Annotated in this window: 14 protein-coding genes; 7 read left to right on the top strand and 7 right to left on the bottom strand. The window is 64.7% G+C overall.

Features of this window, described 5'->3' with window-relative positions; translation table 11 throughout:
* Window positions 1-66: 66 nt before the first annotated feature.
* From glpK to AB7Z56_RS05470, 7 genes are all read right to left on the bottom strand, one after another.
* A complete protein-coding gene (gene glpK, locus AB7Z56_RS05500) occupies window positions 67-1,572 on the bottom strand; it encodes a glycerol kinase GlpK (protein WP_063980948.1) in 1,506 nt (501 codons plus the stop codon).
* 268 nt (window positions 1,573-1,840) lie between these two features.
* Window positions 1,841-2,614: an SDR family NAD(P)-dependent oxidoreductase gene (locus AB7Z56_RS05495; protein ID WP_039156171.1), complete on the bottom strand. Its 774-nt coding sequence runs from the start codon at window positions 2,612-2,614 to the stop codon at window positions 1,841-1,843.
* Window positions 2,615-2,776: 162 nt separating this feature from the next.
* Entirely contained in the window at window positions 2,777-3,919 is a 1,143-nt protein-coding gene (gene pimD / locus AB7Z56_RS05490; RefSeq protein ID WP_063980947.1) for a pimeloyl-CoA dehydrogenase small subunit, read from the bottom strand.
* Window positions 3,920-4,051: 132 nt separating this feature from the next.
* A complete protein-coding gene (pimC, locus tag AB7Z56_RS05485) occupies window positions 4,052-5,242 on the bottom strand; it encodes a pimeloyl-CoA dehydrogenase large subunit (RefSeq protein WP_063980946.1) in 1,191 nt (396 codons plus the stop codon).
* 52 nt (window positions 5,243-5,294) lie between these two features.
* Window positions 5,295-6,482 (bottom strand): acetyl-CoA C-acyltransferase, encoded by a 1,188-nt coding sequence (locus tag AB7Z56_RS05480; protein WP_063980945.1) that lies wholly within the window; start codon window positions 6,480-6,482, stop codon window positions 5,295-5,297.
* Window positions 6,479-8,161: a dicarboxylate--CoA ligase PimA gene (gene pimA / locus AB7Z56_RS05475; protein ID WP_283017995.1), complete on the bottom strand. Its 1,683-nt coding sequence runs from the start codon at window positions 8,159-8,161 to the stop codon at window positions 6,479-6,481. Before pimA ends, AB7Z56_RS05480 begins: the two co-directional genes overlap by 4 nt.
* Window positions 8,162-8,320: 159 nt before the next feature.
* Window positions 8,321-10,417 carry a 3-hydroxyacyl-CoA dehydrogenase NAD-binding domain-containing protein gene (locus AB7Z56_RS05470; protein WP_063980943.1) on the bottom strand — a complete coding sequence of 699 codons (2,097 nt, stop codon included), beginning with the start codon at window positions 10,415-10,417 and terminating at the stop codon, window positions 8,321-8,323.
* Window positions 10,418-10,547: 130 nt separating this feature from the next.
* Here AB7Z56_RS05470 and AB7Z56_RS05465 point away from each other — a divergent pair, with 130 nt between their 5' ends.
* The 7 genes from AB7Z56_RS05465 to AB7Z56_RS05435 all read left to right on the top strand — a co-directional run bounded on the left by AB7Z56_RS05465 (window position 10,548) and on the right by AB7Z56_RS05435 (window position 17,540).
* Window positions 10,548-11,414 (top strand): IclR family transcriptional regulator, encoded by an 867-nt coding sequence (locus AB7Z56_RS05465; RefSeq protein ID WP_063980942.1) that lies wholly within the window; start codon window positions 10,548-10,550, stop codon window positions 11,412-11,414.
* A 66-nt stretch (window positions 11,415-11,480) separates the two neighbouring features.
* Window positions 11,481-12,278: an ABC transporter ATP-binding protein gene (locus AB7Z56_RS05460; RefSeq protein ID WP_063980941.1), complete on the top strand. Its 798-nt coding sequence runs from the start codon at window positions 11,481-11,483 to the stop codon at window positions 12,276-12,278.
* On the top strand, window positions 12,275-12,988 hold the full coding sequence (locus AB7Z56_RS05455; protein WP_014498266.1) for an ABC transporter ATP-binding protein: 714 nt from the start codon (window positions 12,275-12,277) through the stop codon (window positions 12,986-12,988). Before AB7Z56_RS05460 ends, AB7Z56_RS05455 begins: the two co-directional genes overlap by 4 nt.
* Before the next feature lie 12 nt (window positions 12,989-13,000).
* Window positions 13,001-13,879 (top strand): branched-chain amino acid ABC transporter permease, encoded by an 879-nt coding sequence (locus AB7Z56_RS05450; protein WP_063980940.1) that lies wholly within the window; start codon window positions 13,001-13,003, stop codon window positions 13,877-13,879.
* A 2-nt stretch (window positions 13,880-13,881) separates the two neighbouring features.
* Complete coding sequence (locus AB7Z56_RS05445) at window positions 13,882-14,901, top strand: branched-chain amino acid ABC transporter permease (RefSeq protein WP_028151939.1); 1,020 nt, start codon at window positions 13,882-13,884, stop codon at window positions 14,899-14,901.
* 40 nt (window positions 14,902-14,941) lie between these two features.
* A complete protein-coding gene (locus tag AB7Z56_RS05440) occupies window positions 14,942-16,171 on the top strand; it encodes an ABC transporter substrate-binding protein (RefSeq protein WP_063980939.1) in 1,230 nt (409 codons plus the stop codon).
* A gap of 142 nt (window positions 16,172-16,313) precedes the next feature.
* Window positions 16,314-17,540: an ABC transporter substrate-binding protein gene (locus AB7Z56_RS05435; RefSeq protein ID WP_063980938.1), complete on the top strand. Its 1,227-nt coding sequence runs from the start codon at window positions 16,314-16,316 to the stop codon at window positions 17,538-17,540.
* The last annotated feature ends 16 nt before the right edge of the window (window positions 17,541-17,556 follow it).

Genomic DNA, 17,556 nt, shown 5'->3' with positions numbered 1-17,556 from the left:
CCGGGAATCTTACTCGTGGAGAAAACCCCGGATTGCGCTTCGCTCCATCCGGGCTACGACATCCGCCTATCCCTCTCCCTCGTCGCTCGCGAGCACGCCCTTCACCGCACGCGCCCAGCCGGCGAGCTTCCGCTCGCGCGTCGCCTGGCTCATGTTCGGCTTGAAGCGGTGCTCGAGGCGCCAATTGTCGGCGAACTTTGTCGGCTCGGGATAGACGCCCGCCTGGAGGCCGGCGAGATAGGCGGCGCCCAACGCGGTGGTCTCCTGGATCACGGGGCGATCGACCGGTGCGTCCAAGAGATCGGCGAGGCGCTGCATGGTCCAGTCGGACGCGGTCATGCCACCGTCGACGCGCAGCACGACGCTCGCGACTTCCGAGCTCGGCCAGTCCGCGCGCATCGCGGCCCAGAGGTCGAAAGTCTGGTAACACACGCTCTCCAGCGCGGCGTGGGCGAGCTCGGCCGGACCGGTGTTGCGGGTGAGGCCGAACAGCGCGCCGCGCACCCGTGGATTCCAGTAGGGCGCCCCCATGCCGACGAAGGCGGGGACCAGATAGACGCTCTGCATGGAATCGGACTGGTCGGCGAGCGGTCCGGTCTCGGCGGCGTGCTTGATGATGCCGAGGCCGTCGCGCAGCCACTGCACCGCAGAACCCGCGACGAAGATCGAGCCTTCGAGCGCGTAGGTGCGCTTGCCGTCGAGCTGATAGGCGACGGTGGTGAGCAGCTTGTTCTTGGAGACGACCGGCGTGGTCCCGGTGTTGAGCAGGGCAAAACAGCCGGTGCCGTAGGTCGACTTCATCATGCCCGGGCGGAAGCAGGCCTGGCCGATGGTCGCGGCCTGCTGGTCGCCCGCGATGCCTGAGATCGCGATCGCGCCGCCGAACAGGTCCGGCGTGCTCTCGCCGAAGCGGGCGGAGGAATCCTTCACCTCGGGCAGCATCGAGCGCGGCACGCCGATGATCTCCAAGAGCTCGTCGTCCCACTGGCCGGTGTGGATGTTGAACAGCAGCGTGCGCGAGGCGTTGGTGGCGTCGGTGGCGTGCACCTTGCCGCCGGTGAGGCGCCAGAGCAGATAGCAGTCGACGGTGCCGAACATCAATTCGCCGCGCGCGGCACGCGCCCGCGCGCCGGGGACGTGGTCGAGAATCCAGGCGACCTTGGTGCCGGAGAAATAGGGATCGATGATCAGGCCGGTCTTCTGCGAGATCACGGGCTCGCGGCCGCCGGCCTTGAGTTTCGCGCAGATGTCAGCGGTGCGGCGGTCCTGCCAGACGATGGCGCGGTGCACGGCCTGGCCGGTGGCGCGGTCCCACACCACGGTGGTCTCACGCTGGTTCGTGATGCCGATCGCGGCGATGTCCTTAGGCCCGATGCCGGCCTGCTCGATCGCGTCTCGGCAGACCATGACGGTCGAGGTCCAGATGTCCTCCGGCTCATGCTCGACCCAGCCCGAGGCCGGAAAATGCTGCGGAAACTCCTGCTGCGCGCGGGCGGCAATCGAGATGTCACTGCGAAAAACGATGGCGCGCGACGAGGTGGTGCCCTGGTCGATGGCGAGGACGAAAGACATGGAGCTTACCCTGGCGTTTCCCTGAGAGGGGGTCATTGTGTCGCGCCAAAGGGAGCGGATTAGGGCGGGAAGGTCAAGATTGGATGAGCGGACACGGCCGCCTCCCCTTCTCCCCTTGTGGGAGAAGGTGGCGCGCAAAGCGCGCCGGATGAGGGGTATGCTTCAGCGAATTCAGCGGTAAGAGGGTTGCACATGGAGAGAAACCCCTCACCCGTCTCGCCGCTATGCGGCGAGCCACCCTCTCCCACAAGGGGAGAGGGAAGAATCCCTACACCGCTGCCGTCGTCACGCCGCCGTCGATCACGATGGTCTGGCCGGTCATGAAGCTGGACGCGTCGGAGGCGAGATAGGCGACGGCGCCGGCGATTTCGTCGGGTTCGCCGATGCGGCGAAGGGGCGTGGTGGCGGTGCGGCGCTTGAGGTTGGCTTCGTCTTCCCACAGCGCGCGGGCGAAATCGGTCTTGACCAGGCCGGGCGCGATGCAGTTGACGCGGACGCCTTTCGGGCCCCATTCGCCGGCGAGCGAGCGGCACAGCGCGAAGTCGGCGGCCTTGGAGATGCCGTAGGCGCCGATCACGGTCGAGCCGCGCAGCCCCCCGATCGAGGAGATGATGACGACGGAGCCGTTGCCGCGCTCCGCCATTTGCGGGATCGCCAGCGCGGAGAGCCAGATGTTGCTCTTGACGTTGCTGCCCATGATCTTGTCGAAGGCCTCGTCGGTGATGTCGAGCAGCGGGCCGTAATACGGATTCACCGCGGCGTTGCAGACGAGGATGTCGATCTTGCCGTAGTGCTTGATCGTGCCCGAGATCAGCGCCTCGACCTCGGCCTTGCGCGCGATGTTGCAGGGAATGACGATGGCATCGCCGCCGGCTGCGATGATGCCGTCGGCGACTTCCTTGCAGGCGTCGGCTTTGCGCGAAGAGACCACGACCTTGGCGCCTAACTTGGCGAGCAACTCGGCGGAGGAGCGGCCGATGCCGCGGCTGGAGCCGGTGACGATTGCGACCTTGCCGGTGAGATCGAACGGGGTGTTTTTCATTGTTGTTGGGCTCCGCTGATTCCATTTACTCGATGTCATCGCCCGACTTGATCGGGCGATCCAGTACTCGGCGGCTGAGTTGCGTGAACGAACTGCCGCCGCGGAGTACTGGATGCCCCGGTCAAGCCGGGGCATGACAGTCTTCGCGTGGCCTAGATCAACTCAGATCAACCCGCTCCCATCCGCGACGCGGCGCTGGTGGTAGTCGGTGTCACCAAAGCTGTTCTCGATCATGGTGAGGCGCTTGAAGTAGTGGCCGATCTTCGCCTCCATGGTCATGCCGATGCCGCCGTGGAGCTGGATCGCCTGCTGTCCGACGAACTTCAGCGACTTGCCGATCTGCACCTTGGCCGCGGCGATCGCGTTGGAACGCTCCTTGGCGTCCTCGAAATCACCCGCCATGGTCGCGAACATCGACATTGATCGCGCCTGCTCGGCGGCGACGAACATGTCGGAAGCGCGGTGCTGCAACGACTGGAACGAGCCGATCGCGACGCCGAACTGCTTGCGCGTCTTGATATACTCGACGGTGGTCTTGAGCGACTCGTCCATCAGGCCGACCGCCTCGGCACAGAGCGCAATGCGGGCTTCGTCGACGACACGCTCGATCAGCGCGAGCGAGTCGTCGGGATTGCCGAGCACCGCATCCGCGCCGACCTCGACGCCGGTGAAGGTGATGTCGGCGGCGTGCAGGCCGTCCTGCGTCGGGTACGACTTCTTCGTCACGCCCTTGGCGCCCGCCGGCACCAGGAACACGCCGATGCCGGACTTGTCGCGGCGGTCGCCCTTGGTGCGGGCGGTGACAATGAGAGTTTCCGCGTTCTCGCCGTTGAGCACGACGAATTTCTCGCCGTCGATCACCCAGCCGTCACCCTTCTTCTTCGCCGTCGTGGCGACGTCGAACAGGTCGTAACGCGAGTTCTTCTCGAGCTGGGCGAACGCCAGCGTCTTGCTGCCGTCGATGATCCCGGACACGTGCGCGGCCTTCTGCGCATCGGAGCCGGCGTGGCGCAGGAAGCCGCCGCCGATCACAACCGTTGCCAGATACGGCTCAAGCACCAGCGCCTTGCCGAGCGCTTCCATCACGATCATGGTCTCGACACCGCCGCCGCCGAAGCCGCCATCGGCCTCCGCGAAGGGCAGGCCGAGCAGGCCCTGCTCGGCGAGCTTGCCCCAGACGGCCTGGCTCCAGCCGCCCTTCTCCTTCATGTACTTCTTGCGGCTCTCGAAATCATAGGAATCGGTCAGCAGGCCGTCGATGCTTTCCTTGAGAAGCCGTTGCTCCTCGTTCAGATCAAAATCCATTTCTTTGGTTCCTCGTACCCGGAATTTTTTGGTTTCGTCATCCCGGGGCGCGCGTAGCGCGAGCCCGGGATCCATACTCCCGATCGTGGTTATGGATTCCGGGCTCGCGCTGCGCGCGCCCCGGAATGACGCCTAGAGCCCCAGCACCGCCTTGGCGATGATGTTGCGCTGGATCTCGTTGGAGCCGCCGTAGATCGAGACCTTGCGGTTGTTGAAGTAGCTCGGTGCGATCTGGGCGGTCCACTCCATGGCTTCGTTCGAGCCGTCGTCGCCGTGCACGTCGTAGGGTGCTGCGAACGGGCCGATCACTTCCATCAAGAGCTCGGTGGTGGTCTGCTGGATCTCGGAGCCCTTGATCTTCAGCACCGAGGACGCCGGATTAGGCTTGCCCTTGCCGTGCTTGCCCTCGTCGGCGACGACGCGGAGCTGCGTCAGCTCGAGCGCCTTCAGCTCGATCTCGCAGGCCGCCAGCTTCTCGCGGAACGCGGCGTCCTGGATGATCGGCTTGCCGCCGGATTCGACCTTGCCGGCCAAGTCGCGGATGCGGCGCAGCCGCTCCTTGGAGACGCCGACCCGGGCAATGCCGGTGCGCTCATTGCCGAGCAGGAATTTGGCGTAGTCCCAGCCCTTGTTCTCCTCGCCGATCAGGTTCTCGTAGGGCACCTCGACGTCGTCGAAGAACACTTCGTTGACCTCGACGCCGCCGTCGATGGTCTGGATCGGACGCACGGTGACGCCCTTCGACTTCATCGAGAACACGATGAAGGAGATGCCCATCTGCTTCTTGGCGGAGGGGTCGGTGCGGCAGAGGCAGAAGATCATGTCGGCGTGCTGGGCGAGCGTGGTCCAGGTCTTCTGGCCGTTGATGATCCACTTGTCACCCTTGCGCTCGGCCTTGGTCTTGAGCGAGGCGAGATCGGAGCCGGAGCCGGGCTCGGAGAAGCCCTGGCACCACCAGTCGTCGACATTGGCGATGCGCGGCAGATACTGCTTCTTCTGCTCTTCGTTGCCGAAGGTGTAGATCACGGGGCCGACCATGCTGACGCCGAAGGCGAGCGGCTGCGGCGCCGGATAGGACTGCAGCTCCTCGTTGAAGATGTAGTGCTGCACGGAGGTCCACCCCGTCCCGCCATACTGCTTCGGCCAGTGGCTGACGCCCCAGCCCTTCTTGTTGAGGATGCGCCACCACGTCACCATCTCGTCCTTCGAGAGGTGACGGCCCTCGACCAGCTTGCGCCGCGTATCCGGCGGCACGTTGTCGCGGAAGAATGAACGCACTTCCTCGCGAAACGCCTGCTCTTCCCTAGTGAATGCGAGATCCATCGGATCCTCCTGTGAGCTTCTTTGTTTCGTCGCCGTCAGGACGACGGTGAAATTACTGCAACACCTCGAACAGCCCGGCCGCGCCCATGCCGCCGCCGACGCACATGGTGACGACCGCATACTTGGCCTTGCGGCGGCGGCCTTCGATCAGGGCGTGACCGGTCAGGCGCGCGCCCGACATGCCGTAGGGATGGCCGACCGAGATCGCGCCGCCGTCGACGTTGATCTTCTCGGGGTCGATGCCGAGCTTGTCTCGGCAATAGAGCACCTGCACCGCGAAGGCTTCGTTCAGCTCCCAGAGGCCGATGTCGTCGACGGTGAGGCCGTGGCGCTTGAGCAGGCGCGGCACGGCGAAGACCGGGCCGATGCCCATCTCGTCCGGCTCGCAGCCGGCGGAGACGAAGCCGCGGAAGATGCCGAGTGGCTTGAGGCCGCGCTTGGAGGCTTCCTTGTCGCTCATGATGACGGAGGCGCTGGCGCCGTCGGAGAGCTGGCTGGCATTGCCCGCGGTGATCGAAAAGCCTTCGCCGCGCACGGGCTTGAGGCCGGCAAGGCCTTCAGCCGTGGTCTCGGGGCGCGGGCCTTCGTCCTGCGACAAGGTCACTTCCTTCATCGACACGGCGCCGGTCGCCTTGTCGGTGACCGCCATCTGCGTCGTGATCGGCGCCAGTTCGTCCTTGAACTTGCCGCCCTGCTGGGCCGCGGCGGTGCGGCGCTGGCTCTCCAGCGAATATTCGTCCTGCTTCTCGCGCGAGATGCCGTAGCGCTTGGCGACGACCTCGGCGGTGTCGATCATGGGCATGTAGACCTCGCCCTTGATCTTGAGCAGCGCCGGATCCTGGGCGTGGAAGCCGTTCATCTTGTCGTTCTGCACGAGGCTGATCGACTCGCCGCCGCCGCCGACCGCGATCTCGACGCCGTCGAAGATCACCGAGCGCGCGGCAAGCGCGATGGCCTGGAGGCCCGAGGCGCATTGCCGGTCGATGGTGGTGCCGGCGACGGTCACGGGGAGACCTGCGCGGAGCAGCGCCTTGCGCGCGATGTTGCCGCCGGTCGCGCCCTGCTGCAGCGCCGCGCCCATCACGACGTCCTCGACCTCCTTCGGATCGACCTTGGCGCGAGCGACTGCCTCGCCGATGGCGTGGCCGAGCAGCGTCGCACCCTCGGTGGCGTTGAGCATGCCGCGATAGGCCTTGCCGATCGGGGTGCGGGCGGTGGAAACGATGACGGCGTCGGTCAAGAGCGACCTCCTGATGGGTGTTGGGTGGATTGTGCTGGTTTCTGCTGCTGGCGCAATTCGTGGCGCGACAATTTTCCGACCGGCGTGCGCGGCAGATCGTCGACGAACTCGACTGCTGCCGGCAGCTCGTGCTTGCCGACCTTGCCGGCAAGCTGCGCGCGCAGCTCGTCGAGCGAGAACGGCTTGGCGTCCGGCTTGAGCTTGATGAAGGCCTTGGCGGCCTCGCCGCGATACTGGTCGGGAATGCCGAGCACGATCACCTCGTGCACGCCCGGAATGGTGTAGATCGCCTGCTCGATCATCTGCGGATAGACGTTGAAGCCGCCGGAGATGATCATGTCCTTCTTGCGGTCGACCAGGAAGAAATAACCGTCGGTGTCGACATAGCCGATGTCGCCGGTGAGGAAGCGGCCGTCCGAAAACGACTCCGCGGACTCCTTCGCCTTGTTCCAGTAGCCCTTGGTGACGTTCGGGCCCTTGATGCGGATTTCGCCGACTTCGCCCGGCGGCAGAACTTTTGTCGGATCATCCAGCGAGACCACGTCCATCTCGATGCCGGGCAGCATCAGGCCGATCGACCCCGGCTTGTCCGGTCCCGTCGGCGGGTGGCCGGTGCCGGGCGAGCAGGTCTCGGTCATGCCCCAGCCGCTGCGCAGCTTCTTGCCGACCTTGCGCTCGAAGAAGTTCGCGATCTCCACCGGCAGCGGCGCGCCGCCGGAGCCGATGACGGCGAGCGAGGAGAAGTCGCGCTTGTCGAGATCAGGCAGCGCCGCGATCGCGATCCACATCGTCGGGACGCCCGGGAAGTACGTCGCGCGCTTGATTTCGATGTCGCGCATCACCGCCTCGACATCAAAACGCTGGTGGAGCGAGATCAGATTGCCGCGGCTGAGCGACGACAGCAGCACGACGGTGAGCGCATAGATGTGGAACAGCGGCAGCACGCAGATCACGCGCTCGACGACGTCGCCGCGCGCCGCACGCGACGGCTTGCCCCAGACATCGTAGATCGACACTGCCGAGGTGAGATTGCCGTGGGTGAGCATCGCGCCCTTGGGCAGGCCGGTGGTGCCGCCGGTATATTGCAGCAGCGCGACGTCGTCCGCCGTCACGGACGGCCACTCAGCCGGCGCGGTGGCGCCCTCGACGAAGCTCTTGAAGGTGACGATGCGGGGATCGTCGGGGATCGGCGCCTGTGGCGTGCCGACCTTGCCCCAATCGTCGTCCTCGCAGACGACCAGGCGATCGATCAGGCCCTTCTCCAGGAACTTCAGCGCGTTCGGCAGCAGCGCCGCGAGGTTGGAGGTGACGAGCAGGCGCGAGCCGGAATCCGAGACCTTGTGCGTCAGCGCGATCTCGCCGTCGAGCGGGGAGAGATGCGCGACGCGGGCACCGGCCTTGAGCGCGCCGAAGAAATTGACCGGATGGTCCGGCGTGTTGCCGAGGAACAGCGCCACGGAACTGTTCTTGCCGCAGCCGGCGCGCAGGAAGGCAGCCGCGGCACGCTCGGCCATGGCGGCGAGCTCGGTATAGCTGATCGGACGATCGCGGAATTCCAGCGCGGTGCGCGGGCCGAAATCGGCGGCGGCTTTCGACAGCAGGTCAGGCAGCGAGCCCTGGACGATGGTGTCGTCCCAACGCACGCCCTCGGGATAAAACTGTTCGCCGGGATGGGGCATTATTCTTGATTGGTTGAGCGAGCAACTAACAGAGACCGTCATTCCGGGGCGCGACAAAGTCGCGAGCCCGAAATCCACAACCACCAGCTGGGGTTATGGATTCCGGGCCTGCGCCTTGCGGCGCATCCCGGAATGACGAGGGTTGAGATGAAGCGGCCATCACGCCGCTTTCGACGCCGCGGCCAGCGACGCGAACGTCTTGCCTTCGGCCGCGAGCTTCTTCAGCAGCGGCGCGGGCTCGAGGCTCGGATCGTTGGTCTCCTTGGCGTAGAAGGAGAGACGATCGGCGATGTGCTTGAGGCCGACGGTGTCGGCCCAGAACATCGGGCCGCCGCGGTAGATCGGCCAGCCGTAGCCGTAGAGCCAGACCACGTCGATGTCGGAAGGACGCGCCGCGATGCCCTCTTCGAGGATCTTCGCGCCCTCGTTGATCATCGGGTACATCATGCGCTCGAGGATCTCCTCGTCGCTGACGACACGCTTCTTGCGGCCGAGACGGAGCAGCGTCTCGTCGATCAGCTTTTCGACCTCCGGATCGGGCAGCGCCGAGCGACTGCCTGCTTCATACTTGTAGTAGCCCTTGCCGGTCTTCTGGCCGAAGCGGCCGGCTTCGCAGAGCGCATCCGCGATCTCCGACTTGATGCCGCGGTCCTTGCGCGAGCGCCAGCCGATGTCGAGGCCGGCGAGATCGCCCATCGCGAACGGTCCCATCGGCATGCCGAATTTGGTGACCACGGCGTCGACCTGCTGCGGCAGGGCACCTTCGAACAGCAGCTTCTCGGACTGCTTGCCACGCTGCGCCAGCATGCGGTTGCCGACGAAGCCGTCGCAGACGCCGACCACGGCCGGCACCTTCGCGATCTTTCGCGCGATGGTCACGGCGGTGACCAGCGCATCCGGCGCGGTCTTGTCGGCGCGCACGATCTCGCACAGCTTCATGACGTTGGCGGGCGAGAAGAAGTGCATGCCGAGCACGTCCTGCGGCCGCTTGGTCGACTTCGCGATCTCGTCGATGTTGAGGTAGGAGGTGTTGGAGGCGAGCACGGCGCCGGGCTTGACGTATTGGTCGAGCTTGCCGAACACTTCCTTCTTCACCGCCATGGTCTCGAACACGGCCTCGATCACCAGGTCAGCATCACCGACGTTCTCGATGCCGACGACGCCGTTGATCAGCGCCATGCGCTTGGCGGGCGCGTCGGCCGGGATGCCGCCGCGCGCGGCGGTCGCTTCCCAGTTCTTCTGCATGATGCCCATGCCGCGCTTGAGCTGCTCCTCGCCGGTCTCGATCAGGGTGACGGGCACGCCGGCATTGGCAAAGGACATCGCAATGCCGCCGCCCATGGTGCCGGCACCGAGGATGGCGACGCGGTTCACGGGCCGCGACTTGGTGCCTTCAGGGACGCCGGCGATCTTGCTGGCCTCGCGCTCGGCGAAGAAAGCATAACGCTGCGCCTTGGACTGGTCGCTGGAGACGAGCTTGAGGAAGCCCTCGCGCTCCTTCTTCAGCCCCTCGTCGAACGGCAGGTCGATGGCGTAGCCGACGGCGTCGGCGGCGGCGAACGGCGCCTCCAGGCCGCGCGACTTCTTGGTCATGGCGGCGACCGCATTGGTGAAGATCGAGCGGTCGGCCTTGGCCGCCGCGAGCTTGGAATCGTCGTCGCGCAAGCGCCGCAGAGGGCGCTTCTCGGCGAGCAGCTTGCGCACGAAGGCCTCGCCGCCGGAGGCCGGACCTTCGACGATCTCCTCGATCAGGCCGTTCTTGAGCGCTTCGGCGGCACCGATCGGATCGCCGCCGACGATCATCTTGACCGCGAGTTCCGGCCCGACCGCGCGCGGCAGGCGCTGGGTGCCGCCGGCGCCCGGCAGCAGGCCGAGCTTCACCTCGGGCAGCCCGAGCTTGGCTTCCTTCACGGCCACGCGGAAATGACAGGCCAGCGCGACCTCGAGGCCACCGCCGAGCGCGGTGCCATGGATCGCGGCGACGACCGGCTTGGGCGAGTTCTCGATCTCGGCGAGGACGTCGTTGAGGGCGGGCGGCTTCGGCGGCTTGCCGAACTCGGTGATGTCGGCACCGGCGATAAAGGTGCGGCCGGCGCAGGTCAGGACGATGCCCTTGATCGCGGGATCGGCGATCGCGGCCTTGATGCATTCGAGAATACCGCCACGCACTGCGGCACTCAGCGCATTGACCGGAGGACTGTTGACCGTGACGATCCCGACTTCGTCATGACGCTCAAGCTTGACCACTTCGCTCACGGCTTCCCTCCTTGGTGGGGATTTACTTTTGTTCGATTTCGCGGTGCGGAATTTAATTCCGCATCTTGACGGCAGGGTTATTTTGAAGCACGGACGTTGTCAACGACTCCGCGCAAGAAGCAGATCAGGGATGAAGCGTACAGGCAAGAAGACTGCGACCGATCGGAATTTCGTCGTCGCGCTTTCCCGCGGACTAGATGTTTTGCGCGCATTCCAACCCAGCGACGGACTTCTCGGCAACCAGGAGATCGCCGCGCGGACGAACCTGCCCAAGCCGACCGTTTCGCGCCTGACCTACACGTTGACGAAGCTCGGTTATCTGACACCGGTTCCCCGTTTCGAGAAGTATCAGCTCGCGCCCGCCGCGATGGCGCTCGGCTATGCGGCGTTATCCAATCTCGGCGTTCGGCATTTGTCCGAGCCATTTCGCGAGGAATTGATGCGCGCGACCGGCGGCGCCGTCGCGATCGGCGGCCGCGACCGTCACAGCATGATCTATTTCGGGCAAAGTCGCGGCAGCGAGACGGTCGGCGTTCAACTTGACGTCGGCTCCCGCGTGCCGATTGCAACCAGCGCGATGGGCCGTGCCTATTTCTGGGCGCTCGATGACGAGGGGCGCGCCGAGGTGTCCCGCATCCTGCGCGAACATTACGGCAGCCGGTGGCCGAAGATGCGCGACGGATTGGAACGTTCCGGCGAGACCGTTGCGAAATACGGTTTCGCGATGTCCGTCGGCGACTGGCACGACGACATCGGTGCCGCCGGCGTCGCGCTCAAGCTCAACGACGGAACCGGACCTTACGCATTCAATTGCGGCGCGCCCGCATTCCGCTTCACGGAAGAGCGTTTGATCAACGACATTGGACCGCGTCTGCTGGCGATGGTAAGGAACATTGAAGCGGCACTCGGGGGACTGATGCCGCAATCCAAAAAAGAAGTCAGCAAAAAGCTGAAATCAGGAGGAAAAGTTGCGCGTGTGGCCGAGGGGTTCAGATAGCCTTTGTCATCACCGGGAGCGGTTCGCATCGCCCCTTCGCCCACTGACGTGTGTGGGCGAGACGAGATGACGCAGGCACAGCTCGCGCAGGGGACATCGCCCCTGCTCGCGGTTCGCGACGTCAGCGTCGTGTTCGGCGGCATCATCGCGCTCAACGGCGTGTCCTTTGACATGCACAAGGGTCAGATCCTCGGATTGATCGGCCCCAACGGCGCCGGCAAGACCACGCTCTTCAACTGCCTCTCGCGGCTCTATCAGCCGTCGTCGGGCGACATCCTGATGGAAGGCGTGAGCATCCTGTCGCGGCCTCCGCACCGGATCGCCGAGATCGGCATCGGCCGCACCTTCCAGAACGTGGCGCTGTTTCCGAACCTCTCGGTGATGGACAACGTCCGCGTCGGCGCCCATTCGAAGACCTCCAGCGACATCATCAGCGACTCGCTTCGGCTCGCCTGGGTCCGGCGCAGCGAGACCGAGGTCAACAAGAAGGTGCAGGAGATCCTCGCCTATCTCAAGCTCGAGGACGTCGCCCACACCATCGTGTCCGGCCTGCCCTTCGGCACGCAGAAACGCGTCGAGCTGGCGCGCGCGCTCGCGGCCGACCCGAAGATCCTGCTGCTCGACGAGCCGGCCGGCGGCCTCAACCACGAGGAAGTCTATCTGCTCGGCGACCTCATCCGCCGCATCCGCGACGACCGCCACATGACCGTGCTGCTGGTCGAGCACCACATGGGCCTCGTGATGTCGATCGCCGACCACGTCGTCGCGCTGAATTTCGGCAAGAAGCTCGCGGAAGGCACGCCGGCCCAGGTGCAGGCGGACCCCGACGTCATCAAGGCCTATCTCGGGAGCAAGGACCAATGACGACGCTGCTCAACGTCAAGGACCTGCGCGCCTATTACGGCCAGGTCCAGGCGCTCCATGGCCTGTCCTTCTCGCTCAACGAAGGATCGTTGACGACGCTGCTCGGCGCCAATGGCGCCGGCAAGACCACCACCCTGCGCGCGATCTGCAACATGGTGCGTTCCACCGGCGCGATCGAGTTCGAAGGCAAGCCGCTCAGCAACCGCTCCACCGAGAGCATCGTGCGGTTCGGCATCGCCCACGTGCCGCAGGGCCGCGGCACCTTCACGACCATGACGGTCGAGGAGAACCTCCAGCTCGGGGCCATCACCCGCAAGGACAGCGCCGGCATCGTTTCCGACATCGAGCGCATGTACGCGCATTTCCCGGTGCTGAAGCAGCGCCACACCCAGCAGGCCGGCACGCTCTCGGGCGGCGAGCAGCAGATGCTCGCGGTCGCCCGTGCGCTGATGCTGCGGCCGCGCCTGATGCTGCTCGACGAGCCGTCCTTCGGACTGGCGCCGCTGGTCGTGCGCGACCTGTTCGGCATCCTCGGCAAGATCAACCGCGAGGACAAGGTGTCGATCCTGGTGGTCGAGCAGAACGCCCAGCTCGCGCTCGAGCTCGCCGACCAGGCCTATGTGATCGAGACCGGACGCATCGTGATGTCGGGCAATGCCAAGGACATCGCGAACAACGAAGAAATCCGCAAATCCTATCTGGGTTACTGAGGAGCCGGCACGATGGAGCTGTTCACCAACCAAGTGCTGGCCGGCATCGCCACGGGCGCGATCTACGCCTGCATGGCGCTCGCCGTGGTCATGATCTACCAGGCGATCGACCATCTCAACTTCGCGCAGGGCGAGATGGCGATGTTCTCGACCTTCATCTCCTGGCAGCTGATGCAATGGGGCGTGCCTTACTGGGCCGCCTTCATCCTCACGCTGGCGCTCTCCTTCGTCGCCGGCATCGCGATCGAGCGCATCCTGTTCAAGCCGCTGGCGAAAGCGCCGGTGCTGACCAACGTCGCCGGCTTCATCGCCCTGTTCGCAATCATCAACTCCTCGGCCGGCCTGATCTGGGACTTCACCATCAAGCAGTACCCGACCCCGTTCGGCTCCGCGCCGTTCCTGGGCAGCCAGCTGATCTCGACCCACCAGGCCGGCATGATCGGCGTCACGGTGCTGCTGCTGCTCGGCCTCTACTTCTTCTTCCAGTACACGCGCATCGGCCTGGCCATGCGCGCGGCCGCCTCGGTGCCTGAATCGGCCCGCCTCGTCGGCATCAACACGAGCTGGATGATCGCGCTCGGCTGGGGCATGGCGACCGCGATCGGCGCGATCGCCGGCATGCTGATCGCCCCCGTCGTGTTCCTCGAGCCCAACATGATGGGCGGCGTGCTGATCTACGGCTTTGCCGCCGCGGTGCTCGGCGGTCTCACCAGCCCGTTCGGCGCCGTGGTCGGCGGCTTCCTGGTCGGGATCTTCGAGAACCTCGCCGGCACCTACATCCCCGGCGTCGGCAATGAGCTGAAGCTCCCGATCGCGCTCGCGCTGATCATCTCCGTCCTGGTCGTCAAACCCGCTGGCCTGTTCGGCCGGCACATCGTCAAGCGAGTTTGATCATGAGCGCTGCAGAAGAAGTCGTTGCAGAAGGCCACGAGGCGGTCGAGGCTGTTCCGAAGCGGGCCATGACGCTGGGCACCGGCACCTCGCTGGTGGTGCTCGCGGCACTGCTGATCGCACCCGTTTTCGTCAAGAACTTCATCATCTTCCAGATGACGATGCTCCTGATCTACGGGCTCGCGGTGCTGGCGCTGAACATCCTGACCGGCGGAAGCGGCCAGTTCTCGCTCGGCCAGAGCGCGTTCTACGCGGTCGGTGCCTATACGACAGCGGTGCTGATGGAGCACTTCAACGTCAATTACGCGCTGACGCTGCCGATCGCCGGCGTCGTCTGTTTCGGCTTCGGCTTCCTGTTCGGGCAGCCGGCGCTGCGGCTCTCCGGCGTCTACCTCGCGCTTGCGACCTTCGCGCTCGCCACCGCCATGCCGCAGCTCCTCAAGCTGAACTTCCTCGAGCACTGGACCGGCGGCGTGCAGGGCCTCGTCGTCACCAAGCCGGATGCGCCGTTCGGGCTGCCGATGTCGCAGGACATGTGGCTGTACTACTTCACGCTCGTGGTCGTGATTGCGATCTACATCTTCTCGGTGAACCTGCTGCGCTCCCGCTCGGGCCGCGCCTTCATGGCGATCCGCGACAACGAGATCGCGGCCTCCGCGATGGGCGTCGACGTCGCGCTGTACAAGACGCTGGCCTTCGGCGTCTCCGCCGCCATCACCGGCATCGCCGGCTCGCTTGGCGCCATTGCGGTGCAGTTCGTCGCGCCCGACAGCTACACCATCACGCTCGCAATCTCGCTGTTCCTCGGCATGGTCGTCGGCGGCGTCGGCTGGCTGCCCGGCTCGATCGTCGGCGCTGCCTTCATCATTTTCGTACCGAACATCGCGGAGGGCATCTCCAAGGGCCTCTCCGGCGCGGTGTTCGGCGTGCTCCTGTTCCTCGTCATCTACCTCGTGCCGCATGGCGCAAGGCAAGTCGCGATCCTGGGCCAGCAACTCGCCGGTCGGCTCAGGAAGAACTGAAACGTCCATCCAGACTGTTGTTTTAACCAAGGAGACCCAATTGCTTTTCGGAAGAATACTGCGAACCACCGCACTCGTAACGGCGGTCGCGACCCTCACCTCCGGCGCAGCACTTGCCCAGAAGAAATACGACACCGGCGCGTCCGATACCGAGATCAAGATCGGCAACATCATGCCGTACAGCGGTCCGGCGTCTGCCTATGGCATCATCGGCAAGACCGAAGAAGCCTATTTCAAGATGATCAACGACAAGGGCGGCATCAACGGCCGCAAGATCAACTTCGTCACCTATGACGACGCCTATTCGCCGCCGAAGGCCGTCGAGCAGGTCCGCAAGCTGGTCGAGAGCGACGAAGTGCTGGCCGTGTACAATCCGCTCGGCACGCCCTCGAACACCGCGATCCAGAAGTACCTGAACGCCAAGAAGATCCCGCAGCTGTTCGTCGCCACCGGCGCCACCAAGTGGAACGACGCGAAGAACTTCCCCTGGACCATCGGCTGGCAGCCCTCCTACCAGAGCGAAGCGCAGATCTACGCGAAATGGCTGATGAAGGAAAAGCCGAACGCCAAGGTCGCGATCCTCTACCAGAACGACGATTTCGGCAAAGACTACCTCAAGGGCACCAAGGACGGTCTCGGCGCCAAGGGCGCGTCCATGATCATCATGGAAGAGAGCTACGAGGTCTCCGAGCCGTCGATCGACGGCCACATCGTCAAGATCAAGGCCGCCAATCCCGACGTGCTGCTGATCTACGCGACGCCGAAGTTCGCGGCCCAGACCATCAAGAAGACCGCCGAGCTCAGCTGGAAGCCGCTCCAGATCCTCACCAACGTGTCGATCTCGGTCGGCAGCGTGATGAAGCCGGCCGGCTTCGAGGCCTCGCAGGACGTGCTGTCGGCGGCCTATGCCAAGGATTCCACCGACCCGCAGTGGAACAACGATCCCGGCATGAAGAAGTGGAACGAGTTCGTCGACAAGTACATGCCCGGCGCCGACAAGACCGACACCGGCATGGTCTACGGCTATGGCGCGGCGTCGACCCTGGTCAAGACGCTGGAGATGTGCGGTGACGACCTCACCCGCGCCAACCTGATGAAGCAGGCCGCTTCCTTGAAGGATTTTGCACCGGACACGCTGCTGCCCGGCGTCAAGATCAACACCAGCGCCACCGACTTCGCCCCGATATCGCAGCTCCAGATGCAGCGCTTCAAGGGCGAGAAGTGGGAACTGTTCGGCGAGATCATCAGCGGCGACGTCGCTTCCGAGTGACGCTGACGCAATAGTCCAAGTCTGGTCAGTTCAAGTCTAGTCAAATCTGACAAAGCCCCCGCGGGCGACCGCGGGGGCTTTTTGTTGACGTCAGGCGTCAATCTTGTTCAATGCGGCGCCGATCCATTCCGGGTGGAGAAAGATGACTGTCGTTCGATTTCAGGTTGCGGCCGTTTCGGCCGCGCTCGCGTTGTGCACTGCGATGAGCAGCCCGGCACTGGCGCAAAAGAAATACGACAGCGGCGCTTCCGATACCGAGATCAAGATCGGCAACATCATGCCCTATAGCGGGCCGGCGTCCGCCTACGCCGCGATCGGCAAGGCCGAGGAAGCCTATTTCAACAAGATCAATGCCGAGGGCGGCATCAACGGCCGCAAGATCAAGTTCATCTCCTACGACGACGGCTATTCGCCGCCGAAGACGGTGGAGCAGGCGCGCAAGCTGGTCGAGAGCGACGGCGTGCTGCTGATCTTCGGCTCGCTCGGCACCTCCACCAACGGCGCCATCCGCAAATACATGAACGAGAAGAAGGTGCCGCAGCTGTTCGTGGCGAGCGGCGCCTCCAAGTGGAACGATCCGAAGCAATATCCGTGGACCATGGGCTGGCAGCCGAGCTACGCCAGCGAGGCGCGCATCTACGCCAAATACATCATGAAGGAGAAGCCGGACGCGAAGATCGGCGTGCTCTACCAGAACGACGATTTCGGCAAGGACTATCTGAGAGGGCTGAAGGACGGCTTAGGGGCCAAGGCGTCGATGATCGTGCTCGAAGACGGCTACGACACGTCGGAGCCCGCGATCGACGAGCACGTCGTGAAGCTGAAGGCCTCGGGCGCCGACGTCTTCCTCAGCATCACCACGCCGAAATTCGCGGCGCAGGCGATCAAGAAGGCGGCCGAGATCAACTGGCATCCGGTCCACATCATCTCCAACGTCTCGGCGTCGGTCGGCGGCGTGCTCGAGCCCGCGGGCCTGGAGATCTCGCAAGGCATCCTGTCGGCGAGCTACACCAAGGACGGCTCCGACCCGCAATGGAATGCCGATGACGGCATGAAGAAGTTCTATAATTTCCTCGCGCAGTACGACCCCAAGGCCAACAAGCTCGATGCCGGCGTGGTGTTCGGCTATGCCGCGGCCCAGACCATGGTGAAGGTGCTGCAGATGTGCGGCGACGAGCTCACCCATGAGAACGTCATGAAGCAGGCCGCTTCCTTGAAGGATTTCGAGCCCGACACGCTGCTGCCCGGCATCAAGATCAACACCTCGGCCGATAATTTCGCCCCGATCGAGCAGCTCCAGATGATGCGGTTCAAGGGCAGGAAATGGGAGCTGTTCGGCGACATCATCTCGAGTGAGCTCGGCCACTGAAGTCGCGCAACTCAAA

This window comes from Bradyrhizobium sp. 482_C4_N1_8, from assembly GCF_052075965.1.
GTDB lineage: Bacteria > Pseudomonadota > Alphaproteobacteria > Rhizobiales > Xanthobacteraceae > Bradyrhizobium > Bradyrhizobium barranii.
The sequence above is the reverse complement of the archived record's forward strand: the minus strand, read 5'-3'. Positions and strand labels throughout refer to the sequence as shown.